Source organism: Streptomyces sp. NPDC096079 (assembly GCF_040303145.1).
In the GTDB taxonomy this organism is placed as follows: domain Bacteria; phylum Actinomycetota; class Actinomycetes; order Streptomycetales; family Streptomycetaceae; genus Streptomyces.
Genome location: NZ_JBEOST010000007.1, coordinates 166,702 through 183,761 on the forward strand (window position 1 = coordinate 166,702; position 17,060 = coordinate 183,761).

The 17,060-nt window shown below is 74.4% G+C and carries 14 protein-coding genes; 8 read left to right on the forward strand and 6 right to left on the reverse strand.

Annotation, left to right across the window (positions count from 1 at the left end):
* The first annotated feature begins 70 nt into the window (after window positions 1–70).
* Window positions 71–3,400: a S41 family peptidase gene (locus tag ABTY59_RS17040; RefSeq protein WP_352019745.1), complete on the forward strand. Its 3,330-nt coding sequence runs from the start codon at window positions 71–73 to the stop codon at window positions 3,398–3,400.
* Here the strand turns inward: ABTY59_RS17040 and ABTY59_RS17045 are convergent.
* Window positions 3,370–3,864, reverse strand: a complete 495-nt coding sequence (locus tag ABTY59_RS17045) for a GNAT family N-acetyltransferase (protein ID WP_352019746.1) — start codon at window positions 3,862–3,864, stop codon at window positions 3,370–3,372. The two genes, ABTY59_RS17040 and ABTY59_RS17045, sit on opposite strands and share 31 nt — an antisense overlap.
* Before the next feature lie 110 nt (window positions 3,865–3,974).
* Here ABTY59_RS17045 and ABTY59_RS17050 point away from each other — a divergent pair, with 110 nt between their 5' ends.
* On the forward strand, window positions 3,975–6,116 hold the full coding sequence (locus ABTY59_RS17050; RefSeq protein ID WP_352019747.1) for an FG-GAP repeat domain-containing protein: 2,142 nt from the start codon (window positions 3,975–3,977) through the stop codon (window positions 6,114–6,116).
* Between the two features lie 59 nt (window positions 6,117–6,175).
* On the opposite strand, the gene ABTY59_RS17055 is transcribed toward ABTY59_RS17050, so the two are convergent.
* From ABTY59_RS17055 to ABTY59_RS17070, 4 genes are all read right to left on the reverse strand, one after another.
* Window positions 6,176–6,361, reverse strand: coding sequence for a hypothetical protein (locus ABTY59_RS17055; protein ID WP_352019748.1), 186 nt, complete (start codon window positions 6,359–6,361; stop codon window positions 6,176–6,178).
* A 110-nt stretch (window positions 6,362–6,471) separates the two neighbouring features.
* Window positions 6,472–7,362 (reverse strand): SDR family oxidoreductase, encoded by an 891-nt coding sequence (locus ABTY59_RS17060; RefSeq protein ID WP_352019749.1) that lies wholly within the window; start codon window positions 7,360–7,362, stop codon window positions 6,472–6,474.
* Window positions 7,359–8,276, reverse strand: coding sequence for an alpha/beta fold hydrolase (locus tag ABTY59_RS17065; RefSeq protein ID WP_352019750.1), 918 nt, complete (start codon window positions 8,274–8,276; stop codon window positions 7,359–7,361). Before ABTY59_RS17065 ends, ABTY59_RS17060 begins: the two co-directional genes overlap by 4 nt.
* Window positions 8,273–9,808 carry a flavin-containing monooxygenase gene (locus ABTY59_RS17070; RefSeq protein WP_352019751.1) on the reverse strand — a complete coding sequence of 512 codons (1,536 nt, stop codon included), beginning with the start codon at window positions 9,806–9,808 and terminating at the stop codon, window positions 8,273–8,275. The genes ABTY59_RS17065 and ABTY59_RS17070 overlap by 4 nt, the downstream gene beginning before the upstream one ends.
* 223 nt (window positions 9,809–10,031) lie before the next feature.
* Here ABTY59_RS17070 and ABTY59_RS17075 point away from each other — a divergent pair, with 223 nt between their 5' ends.
* The 6 genes from ABTY59_RS17075 to ABTY59_RS17100 all read left to right on the forward strand — a co-directional run bounded on the left by ABTY59_RS17075 (window position 10,032) and on the right by ABTY59_RS17100 (window position 15,406).
* Window positions 10,032–10,652 (forward strand): MerR family transcriptional regulator, encoded by a 621-nt coding sequence (locus tag ABTY59_RS17075; RefSeq protein WP_352019910.1) that lies wholly within the window; start codon window positions 10,032–10,034, stop codon window positions 10,650–10,652.
* A 122-nt stretch (window positions 10,653–10,774) separates the two neighbouring features.
* Window positions 10,775–11,377: a hypothetical protein gene (locus ABTY59_RS17080; RefSeq protein WP_352019752.1), complete on the forward strand. Its 603-nt coding sequence runs from the start codon at window positions 10,775–10,777 to the stop codon at window positions 11,375–11,377.
* A 3-nt stretch (window positions 11,378–11,380) separates the two neighbouring features.
* The gene (locus ABTY59_RS17085; RefSeq protein WP_352019753.1) at window positions 11,381–12,730 is read left to right on the forward strand and encodes a peptidoglycan-binding protein; all 1,350 of its coding nucleotides are present in this window, start codon (window positions 11,381–11,383) and stop codon (window positions 12,728–12,730) included.
* The gene (locus ABTY59_RS17090) at window positions 12,727–13,440 is read left to right on the forward strand and encodes an ABC transporter ATP-binding protein (protein ID WP_352019754.1); all 714 of its coding nucleotides are present in this window, start codon (window positions 12,727–12,729) and stop codon (window positions 13,438–13,440) included. The genes ABTY59_RS17085 and ABTY59_RS17090 overlap by 4 nt, the downstream gene beginning before the upstream one ends.
* On the forward strand, window positions 13,437–14,663 hold the full coding sequence (locus tag ABTY59_RS17095) for an ABC transporter permease (RefSeq protein ID WP_352019755.1): 1,227 nt from the start codon (window positions 13,437–13,439) through the stop codon (window positions 14,661–14,663). The genes ABTY59_RS17090 and ABTY59_RS17095 overlap by 4 nt, the downstream gene beginning before the upstream one ends.
* A gap of 377 nt (window positions 14,664–15,040) precedes the next feature.
* Window positions 15,041–15,406: an SH3 domain-containing protein gene (locus tag ABTY59_RS17100; protein ID WP_352019756.1), complete on the forward strand. Its 366-nt coding sequence runs from the start codon at window positions 15,041–15,043 to the stop codon at window positions 15,404–15,406.
* Here the strand turns inward: ABTY59_RS17100 and ABTY59_RS17105 are convergent.
* Window positions 15,403–17,058: a sensor histidine kinase gene (locus ABTY59_RS17105; protein WP_352019757.1), complete on the reverse strand. Its 1,656-nt coding sequence runs from the start codon at window positions 17,056–17,058 to the stop codon at window positions 15,403–15,405. The genes ABTY59_RS17100 and ABTY59_RS17105 overlap by 4 nt on opposite strands.
* Window positions 17,059–17,060: the final 2 nt, after the last annotated feature.

Below are 17,060 nucleotides of genomic sequence, written 5' to 3' on the forward strand. Positions count from 1 at the left end.
CCACACAGGACAGGACGCCCGCATACACGTACGAGTTGCCTGACCCCCTCCGCGCGGAAAGCATGAACGGGTGAGTGACGACGTCGCGTATCTCCGGTTCCCGCACCTCCACGACGACCTGCTGTGCTTCGCGGCCGAGGACGACGTGTGGCTCGCCCCGCTCGTCCCCGAGGGCCACCGCCCCGGCCGGGCCTGGCGCCTCACCGTCGACCGGACGCGGGTCGGCCACCCGCGCTTCTCGCCGGACGGCCGGCACATCGCGTACACGAACTGGCGCAGCCTCGACCCCGAGATCCACCTCGTCCCCGTCGACGGCGGCTCCGCCCGTCGGCTCACCCACTGGGGATCCACCGACACCCGCGTCTGCGGCTGGACGCCCCCCGACAAGGACGGCCGCTCCGACATCCTCGCCGTCTCCTCGCACGGGCAGCCCTTCTCGTACTACTCCTGGGCCTACACCGTCCCCACCGACGGCTCCCCCGGCCTCCGGCTGCCCTGGGGGCCCGTCTCGGACATAGCCGTCACCGACGACCCCGCGGTCACCGGACAGGACGGCGAGCGCCGCAGCCTCCTGCTCACCGGGAAGCCGCCGCACGAACCGGCCGCCTGGAAGCGCTACCTGGGCGGCGCCACCGGGCGCCTCTGGCTCCACGGGGAACGGCTCCTGCCCGACATCGGCGGACACCTCGACGCGCCCATGGCCGTCGGCGGACGGATCGCCTTCCTCTCCGACCACGAGGGCGTCGGCAACCTCTACTCCTGCCGGCCCGACGGCACCGACCTGCGCCGCCACACCGACCACGACGACTTCTACGCCCGGCACGCCTCGAGCGACGGCCACCGGGTCGTCTACCAGTGCGCGGGCGACCTGTGGATCGTCGACGCCCTCACCCCCGACTCGCGCCCCCGCAGGCTGGAGGTCCGCCTCGGCGGGCAGCGCGTCGGCCGCCGCTCCTACCAGGTGCCGGCCGCCCACCACGTCGACGCGGTCTCCGTCGACGAGACCGGCCGGGCCTCCGCCGTCTCCGTGCGCGGCAGCCTGTACTGGCTGACACACCGCGACGGCCCCGCCCGCACCATCGTCGACACCCCCGGCGTCCGCGTCCGGCTGCCCGAGATGCTGGGCAGCGGCGGCCAGGTCGCCTACGTCACCGACGCCGAGGGCGAGGACGCCGTCGAGGTCGCCTACCTGCCCCGCGCCAGCGGCGACCGGCCGCCCCGCAGGCTCGCCTCGGGCGACCTCGGCCGCGTCGAGGAACTCGTCTCCGACCCGGACGGCGAGCGGCTCGCGATCGCCTCCCACGACGGCCGGCTCCTCCTCCTCGACGCGACCGAGGAGTCCAACGGCGAGGTCACCGAACTCATCCGGTCCGTCAACGGCCCCGTCCGCGACCTCGCCTTCTCCCCCGACGGCGACTGGCTCACCTGGTCCCACCCGGGCATCGGCCGCTCCCTGCGCTCCATCAAGATGGCCCGCATCTCCGGCCCCGGCGCCCGCACCGTCGTCGACGTCACCAACGGCCGCTTCGAGGACGAGAACCCGGTCTTCACCCGCGACGGCCGCTACCTCGCCTTCCTGTCCTGGCGCGGCTTCGACCCGGTGTACGACGTGCACACCGGCGACCTGTCCTTCCCCCTCGGCTGCCGCCCCTACCTCGTCCCGCTCTCCTCCGCCACGCCCTCCCCCTTCGCGCTGCTCCCCGACGGGCGCCCGGCCGCCGGCGGCCTCGACCCCGCCGACGACGACACGGAGAACGCCGACGGCACCGTCACCGTCGAGATCGAGGGGCTCCCCGACCGCGTCACGCCCTTCCCGGTCGCCGCCTCCAAGTACTCGGCGCTGCAACCGGTCAGCGGCGGCGGCCTGGTCTGGCTGCGCTGGCCCATCTCGGGCGCGCTCGGCGAGACCTTCGCCAACCCCACCGACACCTCGGGCAAGCCGACCCTGGAGCACTTCTCCATCGTCAAGGCCCGCAAGAGCGAACTCGCCAAGGACCTCGACTGGTTCTCGGTCAGCGGCGACGGCACCCGGCTCGTCGTCGCCGACGAGGGCGACCTGCGGGCCGTGCCCGCCACCGAGTCCGGCGACGGCGACTCCACCGTCTACCTGGACCTGCGGCGCATCCTCCACGAGATCGACCCGGGCGCCGAATGGCGGCAGGCCTTCGACGAGGCCGGCCGGATCGTCCGCGCCTACTTCTGGGAGCCCGACATGGGCGGCGTCGACTGGACCGCCGTCCTCGACCAGTACCGGCCCCTCGTCGAACGGGTCGCCTCCCCCGACGAGTTCGCCGACCTGCTCCGCGAGGTCATGGGCGAACTGGGCACCTCCCACGCGTACGTCACCCCCGCCCGCCGCAATGAGGGCCCGCCGCACTACCAGCGGCCGATGGGGCTGCTCGGGGCCAACCTCGTGCCCCGGGACGCCGGCTGGACGGTGAAGCGGATCCTCCCCGGCGAGTCCTCCGACTCCAAGGCCCGCTCCCCGCTCGCCGGCACCGGCATCCGCGAGGGCGCCGTCCTCACCCACGTCGACGGCCGGCCCGTCGACCCCGTCGCCGGCCCGTACCCGCTGCTCTCCGGCACCGGCGGCACCACCGTCGAGCTCACCTTCACCCCCGCCGAGGGCGAGGGCCGCGCCCGCCGCGTCGCCGTCGTCCCGCTGATCGACGAGCGGCCCCTGCGCTACCAGGACTGGGTCGCCAAACGGCGCGCGGTGGTACGGGAGATCAGCGGCGGACGCTGCGGCTACCTCCACATCCCCGACATGGGCGGCTCCGGCTGGGCCCAGTTCAACCGCGACCTGCGCATGGAGGTCTCCCGGCCCGCCCTCATCGTCGACGTGCGCGGCAACGCCGGCGGGAACATCAGCGAACTCGTCATCGAGAAGCTGACCCGCAAGATCCTGGGCTGGGACCTCACGAGGAACGCCCAGCCCGTCAGCTACGCCTCCAACGCCCCGCGCGGCCCCGTCGTCGCCCTCGCCGACGAGGCGACCTCCTCCGACGGCGACATGATCACCGCCGCCTTCAAGCTCCTCGGCCTCGGCCCCGTCGTCGGGCAGCGCACCTGGGGCGGGGTCGTCGGCATGACGGGCCGTCACCGGCTCGGCGACGGCACCCAGATCACCGTGCCGATGAACGCGGCCTGGTTCCCCGAGTACGGCTGGTCCCTGGAGAACCACGGCGTCGAACCCGACCTCGCGGTCCTGCGCACCCCCCTCGACTGGGCCGAGGGCCGGCACGCCCAGCTCGACGACGCCGTCCACGTCGCCCTCGCGCTGCTCGACGAGACCCCGGCGGCGAGCCCCCCGGGTTACGAGTCCCTCCCGGACCGGGCCCGCCCGAAGCTGCCGCCGAGGCCGGGCGGTCAGGAGGCCAGTGCCAGGTCCAGCTCGTAGGCGGTGGCGGGTGCGCCGCCGTCGAGCGTGACGCTCCCGACCGCCCCGAACCCGACCCGCCCGAGCACGGCCCTCGACCCGGCGTTGTCGAGGGTCGTGACGGCGGTCAGCCGGCTCAGCCCGTACTCCTCGCGGGCCAGCCGGCACAGCTCCCGCACGGCGGCCGTCGCCACTCCGCGCCCGGTCGACCGCTCGGCCACCCGGTAGCCGAGTTCGGCAGAGCCGTCGGCGACGTCGACCAGGTTGAACCGCCCGAGGATCTCCCCGCCCTCCGCCACGAGAACGTGGAAGTGGATCGTCCCGGTCTCCTGCTCGTCCAGCAGCTCCCGGTGCCGGGCGTCGAACTCCACGAAGTAGGCGTCCCCCCGGTCGGGCACCCGCGCGGCGAAGAAGGCACGGTTCTCCCGCTCGAACGCGAGCAGGGCGGGTGCGTGGTCGGGGCGGAGTCGCTCAAGTACGGCCATGGAGATCACGGTACGAACATCCGGCCCCCGACACGTACAACTTTTCGGACCGCCGGGTGTCTGACCTGGTGGAGGGCGCAGCCCGCGCCCTCGCACCGGGAGGATCCATCGTGTCCCACGTCCGTCCGCCGCGACGCGGTCTCGTCGCCGCCGTCACCACCGTCCTCGCCGTGACCCTCGGTGCGGGTGCGCTGACCGTCCCGGCGACGGCCGCCCCCTCGGTTCCGGCCACGGCCACGGCGAAGACCGCCGCGGCCCCCTTCCTCTTCCCCAAGGGCCACACGCTCGTCGACGCCGGCGTGAAGGGCTTCCTCACGCAGTCCGCGGACGGCACCTCACGCCGCTTCGCCTGGTACGGGCAGGACACCGGCTCCGGCTGGGGCGTCCGCACCTGGCTGCGCTCGACGCGGACCAACGACTACCTGGTCTACGTCGACCACTACAAGGCCACGGTCCGGGACATGACCACCATGTCGGTCCACGAGGCCGCCCTCGACCCGCTGACCGGCTCCCCCGCGTTCGCCGGCTCGGCCGCCGACTCCCTGTTCACCACCGTCGGCACGGACCTGCGCCGGCACTCCAGGGCGAGCGGCACCGTGCCCGTCGCCGGGCTGCCCGACGGGGCGACCTCGGTCGCCGTCACCCCCGGCACCCCCGACGACGCCCTGGTCCGGTTCAAGGTGGGCGGCGTGGAGAAGTGGGGCCTGCTGAACCTCGCCACCTCCACCGTCGAGGACGTCCACGACCTCCCGGCGGGCGCCGTCGTCAAGGCCGTCTCGGCGACGCGGGTCGCCTGGACCACGGGCACCGGCGTCAACGGCGAGGTGCCCGCGCTCTTCGTCCTGGACCGCGCCACGGACACCGTCCAGGAGATCCCGGTCGTGGACGCGCCCGGCACCCTCCAGGTCCAGCTGGTCGGCGGCTGGGTGGTGTACGCCGACCCCGGCGCCTCCGCCGGCCGCGCCCCGAGCCCGCTGTACGCCCTCACCGCGTACAACCCGGCCACGAAGGAGACGGTGACGCTCCTCGACCACATCACCTCCGCCGCCACCGCCGGCGACGGCACCCTGCACGCGCGGGGCGGCAGCCTCGCGCAGGGCGAGGGCATGTACAAGATCACGGCAGACGGCGACAACACCCCGGTCGTCACCTTCGAGGCCTCCACCGACGAGCCCACCGACCTGCGGATCACCGGCAACGACGTCCCCGCCCAGGTCGACCTCGACCGGAACTCCGGCAAGGCGACGTTCACCTGGAACCTGTCCCGGCCGAACGCCGAGGTGAACCTCACCCTGAGGCACACCCGGACCGGCGAGACCGAGATGTTCAACGACTACCCGCTGGACCGGCGGACCACCACCTTCACCTGGCAGGGCGAGTACAACGGCGCCTACACCTGGGAGCTGACGGCCCGCCCGCTCAACGGCATCGGCCCGACCGCGACCGCGACCGGCTCCTTCACGGCGACCCGGGCGCCCAGTCCGCACGACTACGACGACAACGGCGCCCCCGACGTCCTCCTGCGGGACGGCACCGGCCGTCTGTGGCGCGCCGACACCTCCTACGGCACCCGGCTCCAGGCCGACCCGCACCTGAGAATCGGTGTGGGCTGGCAGGCGTACGACCGGATCGAGGCCTCCGGCGACCTCGCCGGCACGACGGTCGGCGACCTCGTCGCCCGGGACCCGGCCGGTGTGCTCTGGCTCTACCAGGGCGACGGGCGCGGCGGCTTCGTCAGCCGCAGCAGGATCGGCCCCGGCTGGCAGGCGTACACCGAGCTCGCGGGCGGCAGCGACCTGAACGGCGACGGCCGGGCGGACCTGGTCGCCACCGACAAGGCCGGCGCCCTGTGGCTGTACCAGGGCACCGGCTCGGCCGCCGCCCCCTTCGCCGCGCGGAAGCAGATCGGCACCGGCTGGGGCATCTACAACCAGCTCACCGCCACCGGCGACCTCGCGGGAGCCCCCGCCGGGGACCTCCTCGCCCGTGACAAGGACGGCGTCCTCTGGCTCTACCTCGGCAAGGGCGACGGCACCTTCGCCGCCCGCACCAAGGTCGGCGGCGGCTGGAACGCGTACCGGCACATCGTGGGCATCGGCGACGCCGACGGCGACGGCCGCGCCGACGTGATCGGCTTCGGTGCCACGGGCGAGTTCCTCCACCGCGGCACCGGCGACTGGCGCGCCCCGATGCTCGGCGCGCAGTCCGCGACGCTGACCTTCGGCGGCGGCCCGTACGACAGCGTCACCTGACCCACGCGCGAAGGCGCACCCGGCGTCCCGGGTGCGCCTTCCTCAAGGACGGGCCGACGTCAGGCGTCGTAGTCCATGTCCATGCGGTCCTGGGCCTCCTGCTGGGCCCGGCGGGTCTCCTGCTCGGAGCGCCCGCGGCCCTGGGAGGCCCGCTCGGACGCCTCGTCCTTCGCCTTGCCCGCGGCCTGACGGGCCTGCTCCTTGAGCTGCTCCGTCTTGTCCTTGAACTGGTCCTTCATGCCCATGAAAGGTCACTCCTCGAAGGGGTGTGAGGGGGGTCGGGGCGAAGTGCCCCTCGGGCTCGACCAGCCTTGCACGAGCGAACATTCCACGCATTTCGATCAGTTACGGACGGCTACCGCGCGGCGGAGCCCTCCGCGCGGGCCTGCTCGTCGGCCGCGCCGCCCGCGCCCACCAGGCCCTTGGACACCGAGTTCAGGCGCGGCTCGAAGCGCCGCATCTCGCGCTTCCCGACTGTGGCGATCATCCCGGGCAGATAGCCGCGGACCGACTGCATCCCGCGCAGCCACCACTGTGCGTACACGTGCGCGGAGCGCCGCTCGATGCCCGCGACGATCCGGTCGACGGCCGGCCCGAGGGGGTAGGTGCGGTTCGAGGGCCACGGCAGCCGCTGCCGCAGCTCCTTCATCACGTCGTCCTGGTCCGCGCCCCGCACCATGTCCGTGTCGGTCCACGAGAGGTAGCCGACGCCGACCTTCACGCCCTTGTAGGCGACCTCGGCGCGCAGGCTGTGCGCGAAGGCCTCGACGCCCGACTTGGACGCGCAGTACGCCGTCATCATCGGCGCCGGGGTGATGGCCGCGAGCGAGGCGATCTGGAGGAAGTACCCCCGCGACTCCATGAGGACCGGGAGGAACGCCCGGCCCGTCACCGCGCCGCCGATCAGGTTGACCTCGATGACCCGCCGCCAGGCGGCCGGGTCGGAGTCGACGAACGGACCGCCCGCCGCGACACCGGCGTTGGCGACGACGATGTCGACCTTCCCGAAGCGCTCCTTCACCTCGGCCGCGACCCGGGCCATCGCCTCGTGGTCCGTGACGTCGGCGTGCCACCAGTCGGCCTCGGTGTGCAGCCGCCCGGCGACCTCCTTCAGCTGCTCGGGCTCCAGGCCGACGAGCGCGATCTTCGCGCCGCGCGCGGAGAGCTTGCGGGCGAGGAGCTCCCCGACCCCGCGGGCCCCGCCGGTGACGACCGCGACCTGTCCTTCCAGGCTCACCCTGCTCATGCCTCTGCCTCCTCGTTCTCTTTGACGCCCAGGTACGTGAGGGTCAGTTCGCGGATCTGCCCGGTGACGGCCTCCGGGGCCTCCACCGGGGTCATGTGGCCCGTGCCCGCCAGCCGGACGAGTCCCGTGCAGTGCGGCAGCGCCTGCGCCATCGCGTGCGCGTGGACGGGCGGGGTGAGCCGGTCGGCGGTGCCGACGAGCACGGCCACCGGCAGCCGCAGCTCCCGGAGCCCCGCTTCGAGGTCGAGTCCGGCCAGGACCTGCGACCAGCCGTAGCGGGCGCCGCGCGGGCAGGCGTGCACGATCCGGGCGCAGGCCTCGACCCGCTCGGGCGCCGCGCCCGGTCCCATCGTCGCGTAGCTCAGGACCTTCTTCGAGACGGCGTTGACGGGGCCGAGCGGGGCCTTCGCCCCGAGGACGGCCGCGGTCAGCCGGCTGCGCAGCCCGCCGGGCCGCAGCGGGACGACGGTGGCCTCCGCGGTCAGCCGCGAGGGCCCGGTGGAGCACAGCAGGACGGCGGCGGCGTGCTGCCGGAAGGCGGGCCGCCCGGCCGCCGCCATGATCGTCATGCCGCCCATGGAGTGGCCGGCCAGGACGGCCCGCTCGCCGGGACGGAGGGCCGCCGTGAGCACCGCCTCCAGGTCGTCGGCGAGCGCCGTCGTGGAGTAGCCGGTGCCGCCGCCGGCGGCGGGCGCGGGGGTCCGGCCGTGGCCGCGCTGGTCGTAGGCGATGACCCGGTGGTCGGCGGCGAGGGCCTGTATCTGCTCGGCCCAGAAGGCGATCGAGCAGGTCCAGCCGTGGGCGAGGACCACGGCGGGCGCGCCCTCGGGGCCGTACACCTCGACGTGCACCGGGGTGCCGTCGGCGGAGACGGCGGTGAGCGCGCGGGGCGCGGGAAGGCCGTGGAGCGTCACGTGGCGTTCTCCTTCTTCCGGGTGCGGGCGGCCTTGGGGGCGGGCAGGGGCGCGCGGATCACCTCGTACTCGGAGAGGTCGACCTGCCGGGTCTCGCGCCGGAACTCGGCGGTGGTGCCGGGCCACAGGGTGGTGTTGCGGCCGTTGGCGTCGAGGTACCAGCTGTCGCAGCCGCCCGCCTTCCACACGGTCCGCTCCATGCGGGACTGGACCTTGCGGTTCCAGGCGCCGACTGCGGAGGGGCGGACGGCGAGGGCGGACCTGCCGCCGAGGCCCGTGGGAGTGAGCAGAGCCAGCTGGCGGAGGTAGTCGGCCAGGTAGTTCAGCTGGGACTCGATCATGAGGATCATGGAGGAGTTCCCGAGGCCGGTGTTCGGCCCGATGATCATCATGAGGTTGGGGAAGCCGCCGGCGGTGGCCCCGCGCAGCACCTGGACCCCGTCCTTCCAGGATTCGGCGAGCGTGTGGCCCTCGGCGCCGACCACCCGTTCCGCGATGGGGATGTCGGTGACGTGGAAGCCGGTGCCGAAGACGATCGCGTCGACCTCGGTCTCGGTGCCGTCGGCGGCGACCACGGTCGAGCCGCGGACCTCGCGGAGCCCGGAGGCGACGACGTCCACGTTGGGCTGGGCCAGCGCCGGATAGTACGTGTTGGAGAGCAGGATCCGCTTGCAGCCGATGCGGTACGAGGGCGTCAGCTTGGCCCGCAGCTCCGGGTCCTTGATGGAGCGGGCGATGTTCGCCTTGGCGAGCCGCTCCACCAGGCCCAGCTCGCCCGGGTGCTTGGTGAAGGCGCCGACCTGGAGCTCGCGGATGCCCCAGAGGACACCCCGGCGCAGAGTGGCCGTGGCGGGCAGCGCCCGGTGCAGCCAGCGCTCGGGGGCGCTGATCGCGCGGTCCATGCGCGGCATGACCCACGGGGGCGTGCGCTGGAAGAGGGTCAGCCTGCCGACCTCGCGCTGGATCTCGGGCACGATCTGGATGGCGGAGGCGCCGGTGCCGACCATGGCGACGCGCTTGCCGCGCAGGTCGTAGTCGTGGTCCCAGCGGGCCGAGTGGAAGACCTTGCCGGGGAAGTCGGCGAGGCCCGGGATGTCGGGGATCCGGGGGTCGGAGAGCGGTCCGGCGGCGGCGACGAGGACCTCGGCGCTGAAGGTGCCGCCGCTGGTCTCGATCTCCCAGCGCAGGGTGTCCGCGTCCCAGCGGGCCTTCAGCATCTCGTGGTTCAGCCGCAGGTGCGGGCGGATCCCGAAGGTGTCGGTGACGTGCTCCAGGTAGGCGCGGATGTGGCGCTGCCCGGAGAAGGTCCGGGGCCAGTCCGGGTTGGGCGCGAAGGAGAAGGAGTAGAGGTGGGAGGGGACGTCGCAGGCGCAGCCGGGGTAGCTGTTGTCGCGCCAGGCGCCGCCCACGGAGTCGGCCCGCTCCAGGACGACGAAGTCGGTGATCCCCTCGCGGCGGAGCCGGACGGCGGCCCCGATGCCGCCGAATCCCGACCCGATCACCGCCACCCGTACGTGCTCGTGCTTCGCCATGCCGCCTCCCGTGCGCCCGGCCAAGATTCCGCCAGCAATCACTGGCACAGTCGGGACTGTAGAGCAGCTCCATACCGAGCGGTAGGGGTACGACGAGGGAAAGTTACCGGCGGTACAACATAGGCTGGCGGGTGTGGCAGAAGGATCACGTCCCGAGACGGGCGCACAGGACGGCCCCCGCGAGGCGCCGCACGACGGCGCGCCCGCGCACCGCGAGTACCGCATGGAGGAACTGGCCTCCGCCGCCGGCATCACCGTGCGCACCCTGCGCTTCTACCGCGAGCGCGGCCTGATCCCGCCGCCCCGCCGCGAGGGCCGGATCGCCTGGTACGACGACAACCACCTGGCGAGGCTCCGCACCATCGCCGCCCTCCTGGAGCGCGGCCACACCCTCAACGGCATCGCCGACCTCACCACCGCCTTCGAGAGCGGCCGCAACGTCCGCGAGGTCCTCGCACTGCCCGCCCCCTCCGAGGAGGAGCCGGTCCGCCTCACCCCCGAGGAGCTCGCCGACCACTTCGCCGGCGAGGTCACCGCCGAGAACCTCGCCGCCGCGCTCGACCTCGGCTACCTCCTCACCGACGGCGAGGAGATCATCCACATCAGCCGCCGGCTGCTCGACGTCTCCGCCGCCCTGGTCCGGGAGGGCGTCCCGCTCGCCGAGGTCCTCAAGGCCGGCGCCCGCGTCCGCGAGCACGCCGACGCGCTCGCCGGGCTCTTCACCGAACTCCTGCGCACCCACACGAAGGGGGACGACCTCTGGCGGCTGCGCCCGCTCGCCAAGAGCGTGGTCGAGGCCGAGCTGTCGATGGCACTGGACCGACGGCTCCGCGAGACGTCCTGAGCCCCCGTCACGACCTCATGATCACCTGACAGGTTCTTCAACGGTTCTTCATGACCTCCGCCCTACGGTCGGTCCACCCGTCGCGCCCGCGGCCGGGCCCGACAGGAGGAACGGGAGAACCGATGAGGACGAACCGGATGCTGCTGGCCGCCGCCGCGGCGGTCACGGCCTTCGCGCTGACCGGCTGCGGCGGTGGCGGAGACGACGGGGCCGGGAAGATCCCGACGGCCGGCGACGGCTCCTCCTCCACCGCCACGGGCAAGGCCACGAACGGCGACGGGACCGGGAGCGGCGGCGGGAAGGACGACGTCACCGCGTACATCGAGGCCAAGCGGGCCTGGGTGACGTGCCTGCGCGAGAACCACGTCGACGCCCCCGACCCCGACGCGAACGGCCAGGTCGACCTCGGCGACGCCGGGGCGCTCAAGAAGAACCCGGCCTTCCTCAGGGCCTCCGGGAAATGCTCCTCGCTCAACCCGCCGGTCCCCGCCGAGATCGAGCGCAGGCTCGCCCCCAAGCTGACGCCCGAACAGATCAGGACCCAGCGCGCGTACGCCGACTGCATGCAGAAGAACGGCGCCCCCGACTTCCCCGACCCCGAGCCCGACGGCAACGTGTACGGCGACGTCCAGTGGGACTCCACCACGGCCGCCGCCAAGCAGGCCGCCCGCAGCTGCGCCCCGATCATCGGCGACCCCGTCGAGCAGGGCCCGGGCAAGGGCTGAGCGATGAGCGGGATGTTCACCGACAGGGACGAGACCACGGGGACCGGGGAGGCGGAGCCGGAGCAGGAGGGGACGGCTCCACCGCGCACCCCCGGCCGTCGGCGGCGGAGCCGTACCGTCCTCGTCGCCGCCGTGTTCACCGTGGTCACGGCGGTGGCCGTGGTCGGCGCGCTCGGCCTCGGCGGCGACGGGGACGGGGGCTCCACCGCCCCGCCGAGGGCGGGCTCCACGGTCGCGGTCGCCAGGACCACCCTGGTCGAACGCACCACGGTCGACGGCACGCTGGGGTACGGGACGGAGATACCGCTGCCCGCCAAGGCCTCCGGCACCGTCACCTGGCTCCCGGAGGCGGGCACCGTCGCCGAGCGCGGCGACACGCTGCTCCGCGTGGACGACCGGCCGGTGGTCCTGCTCTACGGGACCCTGCCGATGTACCGCGAACTGGGCACGACGGCCGGCTCCCCGACCCCGGACACCACCGGGACCCCGACCCCTCCGGCGCCGGGGGGCGCCGGAGGCAAGAACGGGGGCGGGACGGACGGCGGTACGGGCGGCGGGACGGACGGCGGTACGGGCGGCGGGACGGACGGCGGTACGGGCGGTACGGGCACGGCCCCGCCCCCCGCGGCCCCTCCACCCTCCGCTCCCCCGCAGCCGCTCCGCGGCATGGACGTCCTCCAGTTCGAGTCCAACCTCGCCGCCCTCGGCTACACCGGCTTCACCGTCGACGAACGGTTCACCTCCGGCACCGAACGGGCCGTGCGACGCTGGCAGGAGTCCCTGGGCCTGCCCGGGACCGGCCGGGTCGGCCTCGGCGACGTCGTGTACGCCTCCGGCCGCATCCGCCTCGGCCAGGCGAGCGTCCGGCTGGGCGCCGCCGCCGGCGAGAACGTCCTCGGCTACACCGGCACCACCCGCAAGGTCGTCGTCGACGCCTCCGCACGGGAGGCCGCCTGGGCCGTCCGCGGCGCCGAGGTCACCGTCACCCTGCCCGACGGCACCCCCGTGCAGGGCAGGGTCGCCTCCGTCGGCCGGCAGGCGACCGCACCCGAAGGCGACGGCGGGACCGGCGGCGGGCCGCCCACCGTCCCGGTCACGATCACCGTCGCCGACCAGCGCGCCCTGGGCCGCCTGGAGAGCGGCCCGGTCTCCGTCGCGTACGTCGGCAGGAAACGCGAGGACGTCCTGGCCGTCCCCGTGGCCGCCCTGGTCGCGCTCGCCGAGGGCGGGCACGGACTGGAGACCGAGGACGGCCGGTTCGTCACCGCCCGCACCGGCCTCTTCGCCGACGGCATGGTCGAGGTCAGCGGCCCGGCGCTCCGCGCGGGCCTGAAGGTGAGGATCCCCCAGTGAGCACGGGCACGGCCCCCGAGGCCGTGGTGGAGTTCCGGTCGGTCTCGAAGACGTACCCCGGCGGGGTCGCGGCGGTCCGGGACGTGAGCCTGCGCGTCCGGCGCGGCGAACTCGTCGCGATCGTCGGCCCGTCGGGCTCCGGCAAGTCCAGCATGCTGAACCTGATGGGCAGCCTCGACCGCCCCACCTCCGGCCACGTCCTGGTCGACGGCCACGACGTGGCGGAGCTGACGGACCGGGAGGTGTCCGCGCTGCGGGCCACCCGCATCGGCTTCGTCTTCCAGCAGTTCCACCTGGCGGTCGGCGTCCCGGTCCTGGACTCGGTCGCGGACGGCCTGCTGTACGCCGGGGTGCCGCTGCGCCGCCGCCGGGCGCGGGCGGCGTCGGCGCTCGCCCGGGTCGGGCTCAGCCACCGCGTCCACCACCTGCCGCACCAGCTGTCCGGCGGCGAACGGCAGCGGGTCGCCGTGGCACGGGCGGTGGTCGGCGGACCGGCGGTCCTGCTCGCCGACGAGCCGACGGGCAACCTGGACTCGGCGTCCGGGGCGGCCGTCCTGGCGCTCCTGAGGGAACTGCACGCCTCGGGCACGACCGTCGTCGTCATCACCCACGACCGGGAGATCGCGGCCGCCCTGCCGCGGCGGATCGAGATGCGCGACGGCCGGGTGGTCGCGGACAGCGCCACGGACCCGATCGGAGCGCACGGATGATCCCCGCCCCGCGAGGCAGGGCACGGGACGGGCGCCCCGCGCTCCGCCCGGCCCGGCTCCGCCCCGCCGACGTCGTCCGGCTCGGCGGCACCGGTCTGCGCACCCGCCCGCTGCGGGTGTTCCTCTCCGCGCTCGGCATCGCGATCGGCGTCGCCGCCATGATCGCGGTGGTCGGCATCTCCGGCTCGGGCCAGGCGGAGGTGGACCGCCGGCTCGACGCGCTCGGCACCAACCTCCTCCGGGTCGCCCCCGGCGCCACCCTCACCGGACAGCGGACCCGCCTCCCGGTCGAGGCTGCCTCGATGATCGGCCGCATCCCGCCGGTCCGCGAGGTCGCCGCCACCGGCACGACCGACGCCAAGGTCTACCGCAACGAGCGGATCGCGGTCGGCCGCACCGGCTCCCTGACCGTCCTCGCGGCGGACGACGGCCTCCTCCCGGCCGTCGGCGGCCAGGTGCGCCAGGGCCGCTGGCTGGACGCGGCGACCGAGCGCTACCCGGCGGTCGTGCTCGGCGCGACGGCCGCCCAGCGGCTCGACGTGTACACCCCGGGGACCCGGCTGTGGATCGGCGGCCGCTGGTTCTCCCTGGTCGGCGTCCTCGCTCCCGTACCGCTCGCCCCGGAGCTGGACGGGGCCGCGCTCGTCGGCCGGCCGGCGGCCCGGACGTACCTGCGGTTCGACGGCCATCCGTCGACGGTCTACGTCCGCACCGAGGACAGCGCCGTCACGGCGGTGCGGGCGGTGCTCCCGGCCACGGCGAACCCGGCGAAGCCCGGCGAGGTGCAGGTCTCCCGCCCCTCGGACGCGCTCGCGGCCCGCGAGGCCACCGAGTCGGCGCTGACCGGTCTGCTCCTCGGCCTCGGCGGGGTCGCGCTGCTCGTCGGCGGGGTCGGGGTCGGGAACACGATGGTGATCTCCGTCCTGGAGCGCCGCCCGGAGATCGGGCTGCGCCGGGCCCTGGGCGCCACCCGCGGCCAGATCCGCACCCAGTTCGTCACGGAGTCCCTGCTCCTGTCGGTGATCGGCGGGCTGGGCGGGACCGTCCTCGGGACGGTGATCACCGCCGGGTACGCGCTGAGCCGCGGCTGGCCGACGGTCGTCCCGGTGTGGGCGACGGCGGCCGGGGTGGGCGCGACCCTGGTGATCGGGATGATCGCGGGGCTCTATCCGGCGGTACGGGCGAGCCGCCTCGCACCGACGGTGGCACTGTCCGGGACCTGACGGCACGTCACGAGAAGCGGCCAACCTGGTCCGGGAACCGTCCCGGGGCGGGTTGGCCGCTTCCCGCCCCTTCCCCCGGACCCGGAATCGGGACATCCATGGGAACGGAATCCGATTCCCTTCTCCCCGTCTCCCCGTCACGGGCTCCGGAATCCCGACGACCGGAGGGCGAAAGGGGTGTTCCGGCGCGTCGCACAACCGTCCTGAAACAATTCAGGACCACCACCGCCCACCCACCGCCGAAAAGCAGCCGACACCACGTCCGCCCATTGAACGATTTCTCCCCGTCGGGCAATTCTTTCTCCGCACTCGAACGAACCGGCCCGCCCGCCCGGCACGTCGCCCGGCGGGAACGACCAAGAGTTCAGGAGAGATCGATGCGTCTTCGGACGAAGCTCGCCGCGGTGGCCCTCGGCGCCGTCGCGGCCACCGGCGGCCTCGTGCTGCCGACCACGGCGGCCGTGGCCGCCCCGGAAGGTGCCGCCGCCTGCTACAACCCCGGCTGGTCCAACAAGGACAACTCGGCGGGCGGCACCAACACGAACGGCGTGAACATCCGCAGCGGCCCCACCACCGAGTGCGTCGCGCTCGGCCAGGCGCAGGCGAGCCACAGCCTCACCCTGCACTGCTGGGTGTCGGGCGAGAACGGCACGTGGTCGCACGTCCGCGACAACAGCACCGGCGTCTCGGGCTGGATCAAGGACAGCCTCCTGAACAACAACGGGGCGGTCTCCTCCTGTTAGTCCCGCACCCCGCCGCCGGCCCCGCCCCGCGGGGCCGGCAGCACCACCGTGAACACGGACCCCACGCCCACCTCGGAGGCCACCTCGACCGCCCCGTGGTGGTCCGCCACGATCTGCCGGGCGATCGAGAGCCCGAGCCCGCTGCCGCCGGTGGCCCGCCCGCGCGCCGCGTCCGCCCGCCAGAAGCGGTCGAAGAGGTACGGCAGGTCGGCGGCCGGAATGCCGTCGCCGGTGTCCCTGACCGCGATCCGCACCCTCTCGTCCCGCTCGTCCAGTTCGAGCCGAACCCCGCCCCCGGGGGCCGTGTGCCGCACCGCGTTGCCGACGAGGTTCCCGAGCGCCTGGCGCAGCCGGTCCGGGTCCCCGTGCAGCCGTACGGCTCCGGGGCCCGCGCCCACCACCTCCAGGGCCACCCCCGCGGCCGCCGCCCGGGCGCTGTGCGCGGTCCGGCAGGCCTCGACCAGCTCCCGCGCGTCCAGCGGCCTGCGGTGGTACGTGAGGGCGCCCGCCTCGGCGAGTGCCAGGTCCTGGAGGTCGTCCACGATCCGCTGCTGGAGCAGCACCTCCTCGTGGAGCGAGTCGAGCAGTTCGGCGTCGGCCTGGAGGACGCCGTCCCTGAGGGCCTCCAGATAGCCGCGCAGGTTGGCCAGCGGGGTGCGCAGCTCGTGGGCGATGTCCCCGACGAGCCGCCGCTGCCGCTCCTCGCTGTCCTGGAGGGAGCCGGCCATCCGGTTGAAGGAGCGGCCGAGCTCGGCGATCTCGTCCTTGCCCACGGCGGGCACCCTGCGGCCCAGGTCTCCCTCGCCGAGGCCCCGGGAGGCCGCCGTGAGGGCGCGTACGGGACGCAGCACGGCCCGGCCGAGGAGCAGCGCGCAGGCGAGGACGGTGGCGGCCACGGCGGCGGCGACGAGCGCCGTCGGCCCGGCGGCGAGCGTCTGCCCGGCGTCGTCGACGGCACCGAGGCGCACGGTCAGCGGCTGGGGGGCGACGGCGGCGGTGCGCTCGGTGAAGACCCGGCGGAGACAGGCGAGCACCTCGGCGGTCCCGGCGCCGCCGCAGGCGCGGGCCGCGGCGCCGTCGGCGGCGCGGGGCCCCGAAGCGCCGGCGGCGCACGGCGTGCCCCCGGGGGCCGTTCCGCCGTCCTGGAAGGCCGGCATGCCGAACTTGCCGCGCACGACGGTCACCGGCTGCCCGAGCCGGGTCAGACAGGCCGCGTAGGAGACGCCGGAGGTGTAGCTCCCGATCACGGACGGCGTCACCTTGCGCATGGAGGCGGCGTCCCAGCCCGCGGGGAACTCCAGCTGGGGCCTCGGGTCGACGAGGAGCGCGGGGGCGGTGCCGCCGGGGCGCGGGTCGCGGCCGACGAGGGTGTCGGAGTCGGCGATCTGGCCCTGCCGGTCGGTGCCGATGCGGATGCGCTGCCCGGTGCGTCCGGCGAGGGCGCGCACGGTGCCGGCGACGCCGTCCCAGGTGCCGTGGTCCGCGCCGTACGCCCGGAGTTCCTCGGTGATGGCGGCGATGGACTGGCGGTCGGCGGCGGCGGACTCGCGGAGCTGTCCGGTGACCTGCCGCAGGGTCAGCCAGGCGGTGGCCGCGGTGGCCGCCACGGCGACGAGCAGCACGAGCGAGAAGACCCTCAGCCGGAAGCTCATGG

Excerpts from the sequence above, each read along its gene's own strand:
- ABTY59_RS17080 (WP_352019752.1), top strand. The coding sequence starts at position 10,775 with ATGAGGACGAACCGGATGCTGCTGGCCGCCGCCGCGGCGGTCACGGCC.
- ABTY59_RS17095 (WP_352019755.1), top strand. The coding sequence starts at position 13,437 with ATGATCCCCGCCCCGCGAGGCAGGGCACGGGACGGGCGCCCCGCGCTC.
- ABTY59_RS17100 (WP_352019756.1), top strand. The coding sequence starts at position 15,041 with ATGCGTCTTCGGACGAAGCTCGCCGCGGTGGCCCTCGGCGCCGTCGCG.
- ABTY59_RS17070 (WP_352019751.1), bottom strand. The coding sequence starts at position 9,808 with ATGGCGAAGCACGAGCACGTACGGGTGGCGGTGATCGGGTCGGGATTC.
- ABTY59_RS17075 (WP_352019910.1), top strand. The coding sequence starts at position 10,032 with ATGGAGGAACTGGCCTCCGCCGCCGGCATCACCGTGCGCACCCTGCGC.
- ABTY59_RS17060 (WP_352019749.1), bottom strand. The coding sequence starts at position 7,362 with ATGAGCAGGGTGAGCCTGGAAGGACAGGTCGCGGTCGTCACCGGCGGG.
- ABTY59_RS17055 (WP_352019748.1), bottom strand. The coding sequence starts at position 6,361 with ATGGGCATGAAGGACCAGTTCAAGGACAAGACGGAGCAGCTCAAGGAG.
- ABTY59_RS17045 (WP_352019746.1), bottom strand. The coding sequence starts at position 3,864 with ATGGCCGTACTTGAGCGACTCCGCCCCGACCACGCACCCGCCCTGCTC.
- ABTY59_RS17085 (WP_352019753.1), top strand. The coding sequence starts at position 11,381 with ATGAGCGGGATGTTCACCGACAGGGACGAGACCACGGGGACCGGGGAG.
- ABTY59_RS17105 (WP_352019757.1), bottom strand. The coding sequence starts at position 17,058 with ATGAGCTTCCGGCTGAGGGTCTTCTCGCTCGTGCTGCTCGTCGCCGTG.